The sequence below is a fragment of the Massilia mucilaginosa genome, assembly GCF_011682145.1.
Lineage (GTDB): Bacteria > Pseudomonadota > Gammaproteobacteria > Burkholderiales > Burkholderiaceae_D > Telluria_A > Telluria_A mucilaginosa.
The window spans coordinates 1-16,475 of sequence record NZ_WHJH01000023.1 but is presented as its reverse complement, the minus strand read 5'-3'; the positions used below and the strand labels follow the sequence as shown (position 1 = coordinate 16,475).

Annotated in this window: 19 protein-coding genes; 8 read left to right on the top strand and 11 right to left on the bottom strand. The window is 60.6% G+C overall.

The features are described 5' to 3' along the window. Positions 1-46: 46 nt before the first annotated feature. On the top strand, positions 47-1,303 hold the full coding sequence (locus tag F2P45_RS18505) for a glycoside hydrolase family 19 protein (protein ID WP_166878275.1): 1,257 nt from the start codon (positions 47-49) through the stop codon (positions 1,301-1,303). 423 nt (positions 1,304-1,726) lie between these two features. Then, positions 1,727-3,430, top strand: a complete 1,704-nt coding sequence (locus F2P45_RS18500; RefSeq protein WP_166878272.1) for an MFS transporter — start codon at positions 1,727-1,729, stop codon at positions 3,428-3,430. 72 nt (positions 3,431-3,502) lie between these two features. On the opposite strand, the gene F2P45_RS18495 is transcribed toward F2P45_RS18500, so the two are convergent. The 4 genes from F2P45_RS18495 to F2P45_RS18480 are packed head-to-tail and all read right to left on the bottom strand — an operon-like array spanning position 3,503 to position 6,076. Then, positions 3,503-3,913 carry a hypothetical protein gene (locus F2P45_RS18495; RefSeq protein ID WP_166878269.1) on the bottom strand — a complete coding sequence of 137 codons (411 nt, stop codon included), beginning with the start codon at positions 3,911-3,913 and terminating at the stop codon, positions 3,503-3,505. Between the two features lie 16 nt (positions 3,914-3,929). Beyond that, positions 3,930-4,463 (bottom strand): gamma carbonic anhydrase family protein, encoded by a 534-nt coding sequence (locus F2P45_RS18490; protein WP_166878266.1) that lies wholly within the window; start codon positions 4,461-4,463, stop codon positions 3,930-3,932. Next, positions 4,464-5,435: a threo-3-hydroxy-L-aspartate ammonia-lyase gene (locus F2P45_RS18485; protein WP_166878263.1), complete on the bottom strand. Its 972-nt coding sequence runs from the start codon at positions 5,433-5,435 to the stop codon at positions 4,464-4,466. After that, entirely contained in the window at positions 5,432-6,076 is a 645-nt protein-coding gene (locus tag F2P45_RS18480) for a helix-turn-helix transcriptional regulator (protein ID WP_166878259.1), read from the bottom strand. Before F2P45_RS18480 ends, F2P45_RS18485 begins: the two co-directional genes overlap by 4 nt. A 157-nt stretch (positions 6,077-6,233) precedes the next feature. Between F2P45_RS18480 and F2P45_RS18475 the strand changes: the two genes are divergently transcribed. Further along, a complete protein-coding gene (locus F2P45_RS18475; RefSeq protein WP_166878256.1) occupies positions 6,234-6,608 on the top strand; it encodes a DUF6463 family protein in 375 nt (124 codons plus the stop codon). 34 nt (positions 6,609-6,642) lie between these two features. Here F2P45_RS18475 and F2P45_RS18470 read toward each other — a convergent pair whose 3' ends face one another. The 3 genes from F2P45_RS18470 to F2P45_RS18460 form a co-directional block, all read right to left on the bottom strand. Beyond that, a complete protein-coding gene (locus tag F2P45_RS18470) occupies positions 6,643-7,185 on the bottom strand; it encodes a TetR/AcrR family transcriptional regulator (protein WP_166878253.1) in 543 nt (180 codons plus the stop codon). A gap of 162 nt (positions 7,186-7,347) precedes the next feature. Then, positions 7,348-8,715, bottom strand: coding sequence for a serine hydrolase domain-containing protein (locus F2P45_RS18465; protein ID WP_166878250.1), 1,368 nt, complete (start codon positions 8,713-8,715; stop codon positions 7,348-7,350). 41 nt (positions 8,716-8,756) lie between these two features. After that, complete coding sequence (locus F2P45_RS18460; protein WP_166878247.1) at positions 8,757-9,047, bottom strand: hypothetical protein; 291 nt, start codon at positions 9,045-9,047, stop codon at positions 8,757-8,759. An 86-nt stretch (positions 9,048-9,133) separates the two neighbouring features. Between F2P45_RS18460 and F2P45_RS18455 the strand changes: the two genes are divergently transcribed. Then, complete coding sequence (locus F2P45_RS18455) at positions 9,134-9,640, top strand: GNAT family N-acetyltransferase (protein WP_166878245.1); 507 nt, start codon at positions 9,134-9,136, stop codon at positions 9,638-9,640. Here F2P45_RS18455 and F2P45_RS18450 read toward each other — a convergent pair. Continuing rightward, positions 9,612-10,505: a LysR family transcriptional regulator gene (locus F2P45_RS18450; protein WP_166878243.1), complete on the bottom strand. Its 894-nt coding sequence runs from the start codon at positions 10,503-10,505 to the stop codon at positions 9,612-9,614. The genes F2P45_RS18455 and F2P45_RS18450 overlap by 29 nt on opposite strands. Before the next feature lie 176 nt (positions 10,506-10,681). Between F2P45_RS18450 and F2P45_RS18445 the strand changes: the two genes are divergently transcribed. Beyond that, on the top strand, positions 10,682-11,116 hold the full coding sequence (locus tag F2P45_RS18445) for a PACE efflux transporter (RefSeq protein ID WP_370663275.1): 435 nt from the start codon (positions 10,682-10,684) through the stop codon (positions 11,114-11,116). 45 nt (positions 11,117-11,161) lie between these two features. Here the strand turns inward: F2P45_RS18445 and F2P45_RS18440 are convergent, their stop codons facing one another. After that, complete coding sequence (locus F2P45_RS18440; protein WP_166878241.1) at positions 11,162-11,692, bottom strand: GNAT family N-acetyltransferase; 531 nt, start codon at positions 11,690-11,692, stop codon at positions 11,162-11,164. Positions 11,693-11,696: 4 nt separating this feature from the next. After that, on the bottom strand, positions 11,697-12,377 hold the full coding sequence (locus tag F2P45_RS18435) for a helix-turn-helix domain-containing protein (protein ID WP_229505155.1): 681 nt from the start codon (positions 12,375-12,377) through the stop codon (positions 11,697-11,699). Positions 12,378-12,756: 379 nt separating this feature from the next. Here F2P45_RS18435 and F2P45_RS18430 point away from each other — a divergent pair, with 379 nt between their 5' ends. The 3 genes from F2P45_RS18430 to F2P45_RS18420 all read left to right on the top strand — a co-directional run bounded on the left by F2P45_RS18430 (position 12,757) and on the right by F2P45_RS18420 (position 15,481). Further along, a complete protein-coding gene (locus F2P45_RS18430; protein ID WP_166878239.1) occupies positions 12,757-14,346 on the top strand; it encodes a hypothetical protein in 1,590 nt (529 codons plus the stop codon). Positions 14,347-14,375: 29 nt separating this feature from the next. Then, positions 14,376-14,840, top strand: a complete 465-nt coding sequence (locus tag F2P45_RS18425) for a hypothetical protein (RefSeq protein WP_166878237.1) — start codon at positions 14,376-14,378, stop codon at positions 14,838-14,840. A 101-nt stretch (positions 14,841-14,941) separates the two neighbouring features. Further along, on the top strand, positions 14,942-15,481 hold the full coding sequence (locus tag F2P45_RS18420) for an FxDxF family PEP-CTERM protein (RefSeq protein WP_187367189.1): 540 nt from the start codon (positions 14,942-14,944) through the stop codon (positions 15,479-15,481). Between the two features lie 145 nt (positions 15,482-15,626). On the opposite strand, the gene F2P45_RS18415 is transcribed toward F2P45_RS18420, so the two are convergent. Beyond that, positions 15,627-16,475: hypothetical protein (locus tag F2P45_RS18415; RefSeq protein ID WP_223164781.1), on the bottom strand; the 849-nt coding region annotated here is incomplete at its 5' end.

Here is a 16,475-nt window from a genome sequence, read left to right as displayed (position 1 = left end):
TATCTCCGGCACGCAAGTGCCCCGACAATTTGATATGGAGCCTCAATTGAACAGAACAATCATCAACAGCATGATCATCAGCGTACTGGGCGGGTCGCTGGCCGCGTGCGGCGGCGGCGGCGGCGGCGGCAGCGATACGTCCACCGGCACCCAGTCATCCCAAAGCAAGATGTTGGCGGCAACGAGCGTCTGTTACGCAGCGTGGAACAGCGCCACCATCTATGATGGCGGCAAATCGGCCAGCTACGGGGGGATCAACTACACGGCCGCCTACTGGACGCAGGGCGACAATCCATCGACCAGCAGCGGGGCCGCTGGAAGTGGCAAGCCATGGACGGTAAGTGGCTCGTGCGGCACCACGCCGACTCCTACGCCGACACCGACACCGACGCCGACGCCGACACCTACCCCGACACCTACCCCGACGCCGACACCCACCCCGACACCGACCTGTTCATCCCAGAACTGGAGCGCAGGAGTGAACTACAGCTTGGGCACCGTGGTGCAGTACCCGGCCAACGGCAATTTCTACAAGGTCGTCAATAGCGGCACCAACGGCTCCGACGGTACTGATCCGACCATCAGTACCTGGTATTGGCAGCAAACTACTTGTGGCACGACGCCAACTCCGACGCCGACTCCCGACCCGGCAGGTAGTTTTGCCGGCCTGTCGAAAGCGCAGTTCGAAGCATGGTTCCCCAGCCGCAGTTCGTTCTACCAATACGCCGACTTCGTCGCTGCAGCAGCTTACTATCCAAGCTTTGCCAAGTCGGGCAACGCTACCCTGAACAAGCAGGAAGTGGCCGCCTTCTTCGCCAACCTGCAGCACGAGTCGGACAACCTGAGGGCAGTCAGGGAATACAACACCGCCAACTGGCCCTTGTACTGCGACGTGAACTGGGTACGCGTCACCTGCAAGAGCACCAACGTGGCCGACCAGTACTTCGGTCGCGGCCCGATCCAGATCAGCTGGACCTCGAACTACCGCAGTCTGGGCAACGCCATGGGCCTGGGCGAGCAACTGGTGAACAATCCGGAACTGTTGGCCACCAATGCCACCATCGCCTGGAGAAGTGCGCTCTGGTACTGGATGACCCAACCGGGCCGCGCCGGCAGGTCGGCCCATGACTCGATGGTGGGCGGATACGGTTTCGGCCAGACCATCAATGCCATTAACGGCAATCGCGAATGCGCGGGCGGCACCGAGTACCAGGGGCCGGCACAGATGCAGACCCGGGTGAATTACTACACGACCTTCACCCAGAACTTGGGCGTACCCACCGGTCCTAGTCTGACTTGCTGATAGGCACGGGCTGAAGTTCAGGCCTGAAACAAAAAGGGCGGTATCGATATCCCGGTACCGCCTTTTTCATATCTAGGTGTTTAGATATGGCGGCTGGTGGAATCATGTAGGCGCCGCCGCATCCGACTCTTCCGTCCTGATCCGCGCCATCAAGCAGTTGCACCGCCAACGCACGCGTAAATTCCACCCAACATCAGCTATTTTGCATGCCGCCACGTTCTCCCGTCGCCTCCCGGTTCTATTTATAGCCACCAACACATAATTGTATTTACACAAAACACCTGCGTTTCCGATATCGAAAAAGTAAGTTTCATGTAAGTTTCAAGCAAGCATCGCGTAAGTTTGGGAGTCCACACTCAGATCCAGCTGGATAAATACGGCTATTCCGATGAAGCAATAACTATATTAAACACGGAGACACATATGGCAATTACACCTGGCAACGCGATCGACGGGCGCAAGGGGAATCCCGCCGACGCGGGGATGACCAAGGAAGAGCGCAAGGTCATCTTTGCTTCCTCCCTGGGCACGGTATTCGAATGGTATGACTTCTACCTGTACGGCGCACTCGCTCCTATCATTGCCAAACAATTTTTCGTCGGCGATCCCACCACCACCTTCATTTTCGCCCTGCTCGCCTTCGCCGCCGGCTTCATCGTGCGGCCGTTCGGCGCGCTGGTGTTCGGCCGCCTCGGCGACATGATCGGCCGCAAGTACACCTTCCTGGTGACCATCCTGCTGATGGGCGCGTCGACCTTTTTCGTCGGCCTGTTGCCGAGCTACGCCACCATTGGCATTGCCGCGCCAATCATTCTGGTCTCGCTGCGCATCCTGCAGGGCCTGGCGCTGGGCGGTGAATATGGCGGTGCGGCAACGTATGTCGCCGAACACGCGCCGCACGGCAAGCGCGGCTTTTTCACCTCGTGGATTCAAACCACCGCCACGATGGGCCTGTTCCTGTCGCTGCTGGTGATCCTGGGCACCCGTACCGCCCTCGGCGAACCGGAGTTCGCGGCATGGGGCTGGCGTATTCCGTTCCTGGTCTCGGTGCTGCTGCTCGGCATCTCGGTCTGGATCCGCCTGTCGATGAACGAATCGCCGGCATTCGCCAAGATGAAAGCCGAAGGCAAGACCTCCAAGGCACCGCTGTCGGAAGCCTTCCTCCAGCCAAAGAACGCCAAGATCGTCTTCCTGGCGCTGGTCGGCCTGACCATGGGCCAGGCCGTCGTCTGGTACACCGGCCAGTTCTACGCCCTGTTCTTCCTGACCCAGACGCTCAAGGTCGACGGTGCCGTCGCCAACATCCTGATCGCCATTTCGCTGCTGCTGGCCACGCCGTTCTTTATCGTGTTCGGTACGCTGTCGGACAAGATCGGCCGTAAATGGATCATCCTGGGCGGCTGCGCGATTGCCGCCGTCACCTACTTCCCGATCTTCAAGGGCATCACCCACTACGCCAACCCGGCGCTGGAAGCTGCGCTGCAAAGTTCGCCAGTGGTCGTCGTGGCCGATCCGGAATCGTGCCATTTCCAGTTCAACCTGACCGGCACCAAGAAGTTTCCATCGTCGTGCGACATTGCTTCCGGCATGCTGACCCAGTCGTCGGTCAGCTATACCAAGGAAGACGCGCCAGTGGGCGCGATTGCCAAGGTGCGCATCGGCGACAAGGAATACACGTCGTTCAACGCGGTCATGACCCCGGACGGCCTGAACTTCGACGCCGACAGCAAAGCCAAGGAAAAAGCGCTGAAAGCGGAAATCGGCGCTGCGATCAAGGCGGCCGGCTATCCTGACAAAGCCAACACCGACCAGATCAACAAGCCGATGGTCGTGCTGCTGCTGTTCATCCTGGTGCTGTACGTGACGGCCGTGTACGGCCCGATCGCAGCCATGCTGGTCGAGATGTTCCCGACCCGCATCCGCTACACCTCGATGTCGCTGCCTTACCATATCGGTAACGGCTGGTTCGGCGGCTTGCTGCCAACCACCGCGTTCGCACTCGTTGCGTACAAGGGCGATATTTACTACGGCCTGTGGTACCCGATTATCGTGGCGCTGATCACGGTGGTCATCGGTGGCCTGTTCGTCCGCGAAACCAAGGACAACGACATCTACGCCGCCGACTAAGCGGTTTGCATCGTTCCTGAAAAATGCCGCTCTTCGGAGCGGCATTTTTTTCGTCCGGGCCGGGCTGGCGCATCAGGGCGGCGGCGCGCCGGGATGGCCGTCGAACAAGGTCCACACGCCTTCGTGGTGCAGCATCCAGATGCGCTGCGAGGCGATGCCGATGACAAGCACGTCGCCATCGAACATCATCGCGGCGTTCTGATTCCTATAGCGCGCGGCGAAATCGCGCAAGTCGTCGCGATGCACCTCGAACGCACCGCGCTGGCCGGCGTACGAGGCATCGGTGACCACGTACAGTATTTCCGGCACAAAGGCGGCATTCTCGACCAGGCCGACGATCTCCCGGTCGTCCATGCCCTCCGGATCGGCCAGGCGCCGCCAGCGTTCCGGCGGCACAAGATGCTCGATCAAGTCCGTCAGCGATGAAAAGCGCCAGCCGAATGCCGTGTTGACGCTCGTTAGCAAGGCATCGAGCGTCATCATGGTGCGGACCAGGCGTTCACTCGCCGCTCAGATAATTGTTCTTCACGCGGACATAATGCTCGGCCGAGTATTTGAGGAAGGCCAGTTCGGCGTCGGTCAGGGCGCGCACCTTGCGCACCGGGCGGCCGACATACAAATAGCCGCTTTCCAGCACCTTCCCCGGCGGTACCAGGCTGCCCGCGCCGACCATCACGCGCGACGAAATGAGGGCATCGTCCATCACGATCGCGCCCATGCCGATCAGGCATTCATCTTCAATCGTGCAGCCGTGCAGAATGGCGTTATGCCCGATGGTGACGTAGTCGCCGATCAGCAGCGGCGAACCGAGCGGCTTGCCGGGATGCTTGTGCGAGACATGGCACATCACGAAATCCTGGATATTCGAGCAGCGCCCGACCACGATGTGATTGACGTCGCCGCGCACCACCGCATTGCACCAGATGGAGGAATCCTCGCCCAGGGTGACGTCGCCGATGACCTGCGCCGACGCGTGGATATAGGTTTGCCCGCCAATGCGCGGGTGCGCGCCGAGATAGGAAGTCAGTGCCATTCAAGCCCCCTTCTGGATCAGCATGGCCATGCGTTGCAAGTCGATATTGCCGCCCGAAACGATTACGCCGACCCGCTTGTTCTTGAAATCCATGCGCGGATTGAGCGCCACGGCCGCACCCAGGCAGCCGGACGGCTCCACGGTGATTTTCATGTGGCCGGCGAAAAACCTCATCGCCTCGACCAGTTCGGCGTCCGTCACCGTCAGGATATCGTCGACCCGCTCGCGGATCACCGCAAAGGTGTGCTGGCCCAGGTGCTGGGTCTGGGCGCCGTCGGCGATGGTGTCGGGCGTGGCGATGTGGACGATCTCGCCGCTGCGGAAACTGCGCTGGCCGTCGTTGCCCGCTTCGGGCTCCACGCCGAACACGCGGCAATCCGGGTTCATCGCCTTGGCGGCCGTGGCGCAGCCGGACAGCAGGCCGCCCCCGCCGAGCGGCACCAGCAGCACGTCGAGCGGGCCGGCGTCTTCGATCAGTTCCTTGGCGGCGGTGCCCTGCCCGGCCATCACGTGCACGTGGTCGTACGGCGGAATCAGGGTCAGGCCGCGCTGCAGCGCCAGCGCGTTGCCGATCGCTTCGCGGTCTTCGGAGTAGCGGTCGTAGGTGACGACCTCGGCGCCGTAAGCGCGCGTGGCCGCCACCTTGATGGCGGGCGCGTCGAGCGGCATGACGATCACCGCCTTGATGCCCAGCAATTTGGCCGCGAGCGCGATGCCCTGCGCGTGGTTGCCGGACGAATAGGTCACCACGCCGCGGGCGCGCTGCTCCGGCGAAAATTGGGCCAGCGCGTTGTAGGCACCGCGAATCTTGAAGGCGCCGGTGCGTTGCAGGTTTTCGCACTTGAAGAAAATCTGCGCGCCGCTCAGGGCGTTGGCGGTGGTCGAGGTCAGCACCGGGGTGCGGTGGACCGCGGCGGCGATGCGCTCGTGCGCCCGCGCCACGTCGTCGAAGGAAATGGGAAGCTGGATCATGACGATGGATCTTTCTGTCGAAGATAGGAATACACGGTGGGCCGGGCAACGCCGAGCATGGCCGCCACGACCGCCTGGGCGTTTTTCAGGTCCATCAGGCCGGCGTTCGCCAGCTGATGCACGGCGTCGCGCCGCTGGGCAGGCGTGAGCGTGTGCGGGGTCTTGTTGAGCCGGGCGGCGAAGCCGTCGAGCGCGGCGCGCAGTTGGTCCAGGCGCGGTGCGGCCAGCGACTCGCGGATGGGGGTTGCGTCCGACTCGGTCCGGGCCAGTTGCGCCAGGCTGGCCGAGAGGCTGGCAAGCATCGACACGTCCACGTTCAGGCACAGTGCCGCCACGTACTCGCCGGCGCTGTTGCGCAGACCGATCGACGTGCTTTTCGCGGGGCGCCCGTCCGGGAACTGGTTGGCGTAGTTCTGCAGGACGTCGGGAAAGTCGGGATTGGTGATGCGCGCCATGCCGATTTCGGTGGTCGGATCGCCCACTTCGCGCCCGGACAGGCTGTTCGAGATCGCGACGATGGACGAGGCCGGACGGGTCAGGTCGTGCAGCACGACTTCCACCATCGGCGCCAGGGTGCGTCCGAGCGCCTCGACAATTTTCTTGCCTTCGCGCAGGAGCAGTTCGTTTTCGGTGAGCGTCATGACTGACATTATGTCACCATCAGACAATATGTCAATCACCTCATTCAGTCATTCATGTATTGACCGCACCGGGCTGGACTGGCATGATTCGCACCATACCATAAGGTATGGTGACGTGCGGCATCCCGCCACGCGCACGATCTGACAGGAATGAACGATGAATGACGCATGGGGCCATATTGCAGCAGTCAGCTTGTTTGCGCTCGGCATACTGCACATCTTGTTCGGGGTGGCACGTTTCCGTCACCAGCTGGCCGCCATCGTCCGTGAAGGCGTGTTCGATCGATGCGGGGGCAACGACGAGCGCAGGCTGGCATGCTGGTTCATCGCCTTCGGCGCGCCGCTGTCCTTGTGCGGCCACCTTGCACTGCGCGCCTCCGAGGCCGCCGACCTGGCCACCCTCGGACTGATCGGACTGTATGGCTGCGTAACGGCCAGCGCCGGTGTGATCGCCTTTCCGCGCTCGCCGTTGTGGGGCTTGCTGGCGGTATCCATTCTGCTCATTGCCGTTGGCCAGGGGTGGCTGGCGTAGTGCTTCCCACCGAAAGCCGGCTGCCGAGCCTGAACTAGCGTTTGCCAGGCGGCGTCAGCAACTGCACCACGGTGCCGATTTCGGCCTCGCTCATTTCCGGCGCGCCAATCGCGGCGTGCCCGATGAAGGCGCAGTAATTCCAGCGTGCAATCACCGGCGCCTGATCCGCCGGCCAGCCGATATCGGTCAGCAGCGTGGCGACATACTCCACCCGCTTGCGGTCGACCCGCTCCTGCACTTCGCGCACCTGCTCGTTGGTCATGGACCAGGCGCGGATCGCCCGGCCCAGAGTGAACAGATGGGGCGGCCCGCCGGTGAACAGCTTGGCCAGCTTGCTGCCGACGTCCGCGTCCTGCTGGTCCACAATATCCATCACCTGCTGGGTATGCACCTGCTCCCACTCGTCCATGAGCGCGGACTGGTAGTCTTCCAGGTTCTTGAAGTGCCAGTAAAAACTGCCTTTGGTAACGCCCATCTTTTGCGCGATCGTCATGATGCGCAAGCCTTCCGGGCCATCGTCGGCAAGTGCCTGCAAGCCGGCGCTGAGCCAGCTCTGTCTGTTCTTTTTATCGTCCATGCCGTTATCATACCGAATGGTCCGGGCAACTCCAATGCTTGATGCAAAGCTATTCATACCTTGCAGCATGGAGAAAGGCGCGATTGGATGCATGGACAAGGCGGCTGGACGACCGTTTACCGTAGCCGATGCAAGGCTGCGGTCCTCACCTGCCAATCCAGTCTAATCGAGGCGCAGATTGAACGCGTCGATATCACCATCCTTGTCAAGTACCACATTGACCAGCACGGCGTAATCGACGTAATTGAACCGGTAGCGGTAACGCCGCTGCTCGCCGTCCATCTCGCGCGCCAGCAGATCGACTGACTGCACCGGCCCCCATTGGCGCGATTCGGAGGCAATGTTCTTCAAGAACGCCGGGGTGAAGCCTGCCCTGGCCTTGACGGTCACTGCGGGCATGTCGCCGGAGTGCAGCAGCCGCATGGCCGCGCGCACGCGTTCGGTCATGACCGGCTCGGTGTCGACGATCGCCGCAGCGACCTTGCGCTTGAGCGCCGGCTGGTAATGCGCGGCGATGATATCGACAAACTTGACCGGCCGCGCGGCTGCCGAATTGGCGAGCACGACCACCGTCAGCTTGTCGTCCACAAAACGCGCGAGATCCGCTTTGAAGCCCTGCCACGAACCGCCATGACGGATCACGCGGTGGCCGTTGCGCGAATCGACTTGCCAGCCATAACCGTATGGCGCGGTCTTGCCATCGTTCAGCGTCACAGGGGTCCAGCTCGCTTCGCGCACGCGCGCGTTGAGGATTTTGTTGTCGTACAGTGCCAGGTCCCACAGCGCCAGGTCGCGCGCGGTCAGGTACAGGCTGCCGTCGGCGGTGGTGTTCAGGCGCGGGGCCACCCATGCCTGGTTCTTCAGGACGCCATCGACGCGTTCGTAGCCCCGGGCGCGATGCGGGATGATGTCGCTTTCGCTGATGATGCGGGTGCCCATGCCCAGCGGTGCGAAAATCCGCTCGCGCAGCTGGTCGCCGTAAAACTTGCCGCCCGCCTTGTTGCAGATGAATCCCAGCAAGTGATAGCCCATATTGCTGTATGACCACTTTTCACCGGGCTCGGACAGGACCGGAATGGTCGCTTCGAGGGCGATCAGTTCCTCGTCGGTGTAATCCTTGCGCATGTCCAGTTTGGCGTACGGGTCGCCCAGGCCGGACGTGTGCGTCAGCAAGTGGCGGATGGTGATCTTTTCCCACGTCTTGGGCGTATTCGACAAATGGCGCGCGATCGGGTCGTCGAGCGAGAGTTTGCCGTCTTCTGCCAGCAGCATCACCAGTGCGGCGGTGAAGGTCTTGCCGACCGAGCCGGACTGGAACACGGTCTGCCGCGTCACCCGCACGCCGCTTTCGACATCGGCTTCGCCGTATCCCATTTCCTTGACGATCTTGCCGTTCTTGACCACGGCGATGCCGAGGCCGGGCACATGGCCGCGTTTCATCTCGGCGATGATGGCGTCGTCGAGCGGATCGGCATGCACGGCAGCGGCGCCAACCATGGCAGCGAACAGAAACACAAACGTAACGCGCATAAATGTCCTTTTAGAATTGTTTTCTCAAGGACATTCTACCGTCAGGTGGCGTACAAGCGCTCGGCAATCGCTTTCAGACCGTCATCGGGGATGAACTGGTCGGAAATGGTGAGGATGGCATACAGGTTGCGCTTGAGTTCAGCGGCCGACAGGTCGCCATCTTTGAGCGAGGTTTGCAGCAAGTGCAGCGCCATGTCGGCAAGCAGGATCCTCTGCTTATCCGCCCACGCGGAATCGCCGCGCGTCGCCGTGTGGCTGCGGTAGGCCGACTCGGTCAGGTCGTGCGCCTTGCGCCCTAACGCGACAATGTCCTTCTTGGCCGCTTCATCCATGCACTCAACCCTCTTCAAATTTTGATGATACATTGCAATTTGAGCAGGATAAGCTGCTTCAAACACTTTGCATGGATGATAACCGCATGAGCACGATTCAGATTCGCCAGGCCGTACTTGCCGACCTCGACGCATTGACAGTTCTATTCGATGGCTACCGCCAGTTCTACGAGCGCGACAGCGATCTGGCGGCCGCCAGGCAATTTCTGTCCGACCGTTTCGATCACGGCGAATCGGTCGTGTTCATTGCGCATGAGGGATCGGAGCCAGTCGGCTTTGCGCAGTTGTATCCGAGTTTTTCGAGTGTTTCTCTCGGGCGGATTTTCATCCTGAACGACTTGTTTGTCAGTGAGCGGGGGCGTCGCAAGGGCGTGGGATCCCGGCTCATTTCCGCTTCGGTCGATTTTGCCAAGACCGTCGGCGCCATCCGTCTTGCCCTGTCGACCGCGAGCACCAACGCGAACGCGCAAGCACTGTACGAGGCGAAAGGCTGGGAGCGCGATGACGACTTCTTTTATGTTTACACCATGCCGAAACAGGAGCACCAGGGCAGGCTTTCAGGCATCAACGGCCCGTCTCCCGGTATTGGCTGAATACCTGCCCCATGAAATCGACCACCGCTTTCACGCGCGCGCTGGTACGCAGGCCGCTGTGCATCGACAGCCAGATATCCTGATCCAGCTCGGGAATATGCGGAATCGCGGCGACCAGATCGTGCTGGTCGCTGGCGAGAAAGGTGGCAAGCACACCCAGGCCGGCGCCATGGGCCACGCCATCGAGAATCCCCAGCCCGTAACTGCATCGCATCCATGGCACCGGCCCGCCAGGAAGCGCACGCAGCCAGCGGTCGGACTGGAACTCCGAGCGCGGCTCGTCGAACCCCACGAACGGCACGCTCGCCCATTCCTGGTTTGCAAAGGCAGCCGCATGGCGCGTGGCGACATCCCGGGTGCAATACAGGCCGAAGGACAAGGTGCCCAGATGGCGCGTGACGAGGTCGAGCTGTTCGGGACGGTAAGGGCGAATCGCAAGGTCAGCTTCGCGCCGGGCCAGGCTGTAGGGCCGGTGCGAGGTGACGATTTCCACCTCGACGTTGGGATAAGCCTCATGAAATGGCGCGAACCGCGTCGTCAAGAAATACGATAGCCATTCGTCGGTGTTGATCCGTACCACGCCGGACGCGGCATGCGCGTTCTGGCGATCGCGCGTGCGCTCCACTTCCAGTGCGATCTCGCCCATTTGGTCGGCCAATGCGAAAACATCGGTCCCGAAGGCGGTTGGAATGCAACCGCCCTGAAAACGCTCGACGAGCTTTTGCCCCACCGCTTCTTCCAGGGCGTCAAGCCGGCGCGACAGCGTAGCCGGACTGAGCCCCGCCTTTCGGGCTGCTCCCCGCAAGGTCCCTTCCTGCGCGATCAATGACAACAGACGCAAGTCATCCCAGTTCAGGTGTTTCATATTTGAAGCATGATGACTCGATTTTACCTCTATGTGACCATTTATCGAGTATGCGATCATGTTTCCGAAACGTCAACCGGGTATCCGGACGATGTCGCGCCGCATCGTTGCAATGGGCACAACATCGTTCGTTCGCCTGGGCAGCATCCGCAACGACGAACAAACAAAGGATTTACGTGCGCACATTCCGCGATCGTGTCAGACACGCGCTTCTTTTCGAAGCCGTGGCCCTGGCCATCTTCATTCCTGGATCGGCACTCATCTTCGACCAGCCGATCGAGCACATGGGCGTGATCGGCATTGCCTCGGCGACCGTCGCCACGCTCTGGAATTTCGTCTTCAACATGGGATTCGACCGCGCCATGCTGCGCCTGCGCGGCAGCGTGCATAAAACGATGGCAATCCGGATCGCACACACCTTCCTGTTCGAAGCGGGCCTGGTCGCCATGCTGATCCCGATGATCGCCTGGTACCTGGAAATCGGCCTGTGGGCAGCGTTCTTGATGGATCTGGCGATCGTTACTTTCTATCTGGTCTACGGATTCCTGTTCAACATCGCCTACGACCGCCTGTTTCCCATCAGCGCCGTGGGGGCGCCGTGCGCGGCGTAGAAGTCGCAAGCTGGTCGAGCTGCGGGGCCGGCGTTGACAATGCTGTCAGACGCGCGCAATGCCGATCCGCTTCCAATACAACAAGGTTCCCGTCAGCCCCCCGTGAGGCTTGAGCGCGTAGTCGGGAATTTCTCCGCTTAGCGTGAAGCCGTGTTTCTCGTAGAGCCCGGCCGCGCCGCCATCGCTGGCGGTGTCGAGCACCAGCAGGGTCTTGCCGCGCTCTACAGCGGCGGCTTCGGCTGCAAGCAGCAGGGCCGCCGCGATGCCGCGTCCACGGCAGCGTGTCAAGGTCATCATCTTGGCGATCTCCGCGCGGTGCGGCTGGTTGGGCGGGCAGTCGAGCAGCAGGCTGACCGTCGCCACCAGGCGATCGTCGTCGAAAGCGCCCAACACGACGCGCTGGCCGCCGGCTGCGGCTTGCAGCGCGCTGGTCCAGAAAGCCCGGGCCTGGGTACTGTCAAGCGGATGCATGAAGCCGACCGAGCCGCCATCGGCGACGACCTCGACCAGCAGAGCCGCGAGTGTGTCGATCAGTGCGGGCGCGGGCAGCAATGGACGGATTTCAATAGTGGACATAGGTTCAGCTCCGGGAAAGAACGACAAGGTAGCGGCAAGCGTCGGTGCCCTCATTGGCAATCGTCACTTCGGACGGCGGCCCGAAGCCGAGGCAGTCGCCGGCTTCCAGCAGATGCTGCTCGCCGCCCTCGTTCACGCTCAATGGACCGGCCTGGACCCAGATCGCCTGGCGGATGTGCGCGTACGACGAGGCCGGCAGCACGACACGCTGGCCGGGCGGCATGTCGACCTGCACGATTTCAAGCGGGTGGTCGGGACGCGCGTAGACTTGCCTGCGCACATAGCCGCTGTCGGGGTCGCGCCACAAGGGTTGCTGCGCCGCGCGCATGACGCGGCTGGCATCGTCGTGGCCTTCGGCGCGCAGCAGCAGGCCGGCCAGGGTCAGGTCGAAGGCGCCGGCCAGCCGCACCAGGATCACCGCCGTGGGGCTGGTTTCCTCGCGCTCGATCTTGCTGATGGTGGCCTTGGCCACGCCGGACTTGCTTGCCAGCTCCGCCAGCGACCAGCCGCGCGCGTCGCGCTCAAGGCGGACCCGGCGGGCAATTGCAGTGCTCGTATCGTCTTCCAATGTATCCATTTGTCCATCATAGTGGACGATGTGCATAAACACAAGCAAGTTGAGGCATTCGGCCTTGCCGCCGGAGCTGACGCCAAGCAGCCAGTGGATGTCGTCCAGCAGGCGCATGGGCGGTATCGGTATGGCAGATGACAGCCATCATTCGCTGCTTGTTGTTTTTGGCCAACGTATAGCAAGAGGCGGCGTCAGCAGCTGACAAGTGTCAAAAAGATATTTAAACATTTATCAACACTGGGATATTGTAAAGGCAAATTTGCCGCACAGCGGTATGAGCCCCAAGCTTGCTGAGGCCCGTACCGCCCTCGGCAACGAAACGTGACCATGGCAACAGGGGTTGCCAAGGTTTTTTGGCGATTGACCAATAGGAGAGATCTTCATGCATGTTCGGGGCAGATTTGGATATGGCCTTCGCCAGCTTGAGACCAGCCGCCTGGCTCGGCTTGTTGGCGTCGGGGCACTCTGTTTGTTCGGCGTTTTAGGTTTGGCTGTGAACGAAGCCAAAGCCGACACCAAGGGCAAGGTGTTGTACGGAAAGCTGACATATGACCGGGTACCGTCGACGCTGGAGAACGGGCTTAACTACAGCGCGGTTGTGCAAAAGCCCATTCGCAACGTGCGGGTGGTGCTGGTTGAATACAGCAAAGAGAGCGGCACGAACAGGGAACTCGCGGCCACCACCTCAGGGGAAGACGGTAGCTACAGCTTCCCGGTTCCCGATCTGGTAACGCGGGTCAGGGTCCGGGCGTTCGCCGAGACGGCCAATCCGCCATTGCGGGTTCAGGACAACACCAGCGGCGACGCCTTGTACACGCTGGAGTCCGCGGCAATTACGACGACCGCGGCGGTCACCGTCAAGGACCTGAACGCAGGCAGCGGCTGGGGAGGGTCGTCCTACACGGGGGCGCGTGCGGCTGCACCGTTTGCCAGCCTCGACACGCTCTACACGACGGCACGCGCTTTCATGGCGGTGCGACCGCTGGTGAAATTTCCTTTGCTGCCAATTAACTGGAGCGTCAAAAATCGCCCGGAATCTGGCGATAAGACGTTGGGCCAGATCGACACTTCGCACTACAGCAGTGCCTCGGGCGGCATCTTCATCCTCGGCAAGGCGGATGTGGATACCGACGAATACGATGCCCATGTGATGGTGCATGAATGGGGTCATTACTTTGAAGACAAGCTGGCTCGCTCGGACAGCATCGGTGGAAGTCACAGCGCTGGCAACATCGTCGATCCACGGCTTGCCTTTGGCGAAGGGTGGGGAAATGCGCTGAGCGCGATGATCCTTTTTCCGGACGCGAAGTACAAGGATACCGGAGGAGTCGGCCAGGTCAGGACGACGCTCGTCATCGACATGGAAACCAACGACGCCAACGATCCGAAGCCGGGTTGGTTCTCCGAAGCTTCTGTGCAATCCGTGCTGTATGATCTCTTCGACCCGGCGAATGAGCCGTTTGACAACGTGGCGCTTGGACTGGGACCCATCTACGACATCATGACCGGGGGGCAGAAGAGTACCCCGGCTGTGACTTCCATTTTTTCGTTCACCAACGCCTTGAAAGCAGTCCCCGGCACCTCGGCCTCCACGATTGCGGCAATCGACAGCCTGACCTCAGAGTCGCTTATCGACCCCATTCAAGACGCGTTCGGGACCGGCGAGACCAACAACGGCGGCAATGCGGCGAATCTCCCGCTCTTCCGGCAGATGACGGTGGACGGCGCTAGCCAGACCCTGACGTTCCTGGCCGATGTGGACAACGTCAACAGGCTTGGAGCGAACCGCTACATCAGGTTCACCAGCCCTGCCGCAGGTCCGATCCAGGTCATCGGGAACTCGAGCAGCGACATCGGGCTCGCGCTGCTCGAAGACGGCAAGAAGATCGCCGGTGCCGACAATGAGTACACCGGAACCGAGCAGTTCTCGTTCGTTGCCAAGGCGAACAAGGTGTACGTCCTCACGGTCCAAGGCTTCGTTACCAAATCGAGCGGCCAATACACCGCCTCGGTGCGCATCGCAAGCGGTGATATCGCGGGCAAGGCCACGATTGTCAATCGAAAAACCAAAGCGGTCCGCTAAAGCGTTCCCGCCTCCCTAAGGATGCCATCATGCAAGTGAAAATTTCAACGCTGGCGGCGGCGCTCGCCGTCGGACTGATCACCTCATTCACGGCCGCGGCCGTCCAGGCCAAGCCACATGCGCCCGTAGAAATCGTCGGAACGGTGCAAACTCAACAAGCCACGCTGAAGATCGCCTTCGAGTCGGCTGCGCAGCAGGTCAATGTCCGGGTCCACGGCGTGGATGGCCTGACCGTAATTGGAACCAGGTCCCCCGTCATCGGCGGTACTTTCGCCGCCGGCCAGGTGATGACGCTGATTGTCAACTACACGCCAGGATCGGGCACGAGCAATCTGGCGGTGCAGGTCGATGGCGAGTTCGATGGCAAACGACGTTCGAAAATCTCGTCGTTCACCGTGCAAAACGGCCGGCCCACCGTATCCGGCACGGCGGCGAACATTTCAGTCGACGGGCGAGGCCGGCGGATTGCCATCCTGCCAGCGCAAACCAAATAGCAACGTGCCGGCAAGGCCCGCGCTCTTTACGAGCACCGCGGTCTTGCATGAGCTTTCGCCCTACCACCCAATGACTTAGCAATTATCAAAAAGGAATGACCATGTTTCTGAAATCGACACTGCTCGCCCTGGCCTTTTGTGCCTTTGCATCGACCGCCCAGGCTGATTCCATCCACACCATCACCGGCGACACGACTGGCGCCGCCATTTTTATTCGACCGGTCGAGGACCTGTCCGGCTTGTCGGCAAAGGGCACGGATGTCAGCTACAACCAATTCAGATTCACGGTTTCGGCGGCGGGCGTGTACTCGTTCCTGACGACGGCGGCTTTCGACTCGTTGGTGTTCCTTTACAGCCCGAGCTTCGATCCCAGCTCGTCGCTGACGAACGCCCTGATCGGTAACGACGATCTTTTTGGTACGACCACATCGGGCTTCGTGGCCAACCTGGACGCCAACACCACCTACGTGCTGGTGATTACCGGCTATGAAGGCTTCGAGTATGGCCAGCACAGCACGACCATTGGCGGGCCCGGCGCCGTCAGCGCCGTTCCCGAACCCGAGACCTATGCGCTGATGGCGCTTGGCCTGGGCGTCGTAGGCTTGGCATGCCGTCGCGCAAAGTCCCTGAAGACGGCCTGATTCGCCGGCCCCCCAACAAACAAGGCAGCACCGGATTACCGGGGCTGCCTTGTTATCGGAACAAACCAACTCAGCTGTTAAAGCCCTTGCCGTCGGAAACAAGTTTGGGGGGCATTCTATTGCGCGTTCATAGACGATTGTTTTCCTATAACCAGTTCTGGAATGATTGCATCCACCTGGCATGTTCCAATGGATTAAACGGCACGGCAGGCTGGTCAGGATGGAAGTGCCGATTAAGATCAAAGACGACATCCCCACTCAGTAGCACTGCGGGCAACTTGTAGTCATAAAAATTGTACACGAGAGTCTTCTTTTCTATCCGAATATTTTCGGAAATAATCCGCATAAGATGCTGATACTGAGGATTTGAATTTGTTCGCCCGCCCAGCAATTTATGCAACCCTTGCTTTGCTTCCCTTGCCTCGACCGCGAAGTTTTTCAGTCCCGCTCCTTCCTCGAGTTCATTTCTTAATGCAAGCAGATTTCCGTCTCTATGCTTTGCCTTGCGAAGAAGCGATGTCAGCATAAAGAACAACAAGGGTCGAGAACCGGACTTTATGAGGCCAATTACGCGCTCCCTCAAGCCTGCGTCGAGAGTGGCCAGAGTTTCCGGAGGGGGAGCGATAGATGCAAGTGTGCATGGTGCGGCGTCGAGACATATCTCGCATATCAATGAACTTATGCGCGAGGCGATGACCAGATCAACCTGGCTAGTTTCGTTTGCACATCGGTGAAAACAGACCGAATAAGTACAAAAATTCTCATCATATATAAATTCCAGAATTTCGCTCGTCACGCCGTCCAAAAGCTTCTGCTTAGCGTCCGCCCCCGGTATTGTCGATTGCGCGTACGTATAGCAAAAAAATAGGTAACTGTTCAGCCTGAGTGACGATGAAATATACATGTTGTAAACGCCGGACGCTTCGTTCATCATAGCGGCATGGCAAACAAGCTCCCGCGTCCCGACCTTTCCAAGCTTTCCGAGTCCGACAAG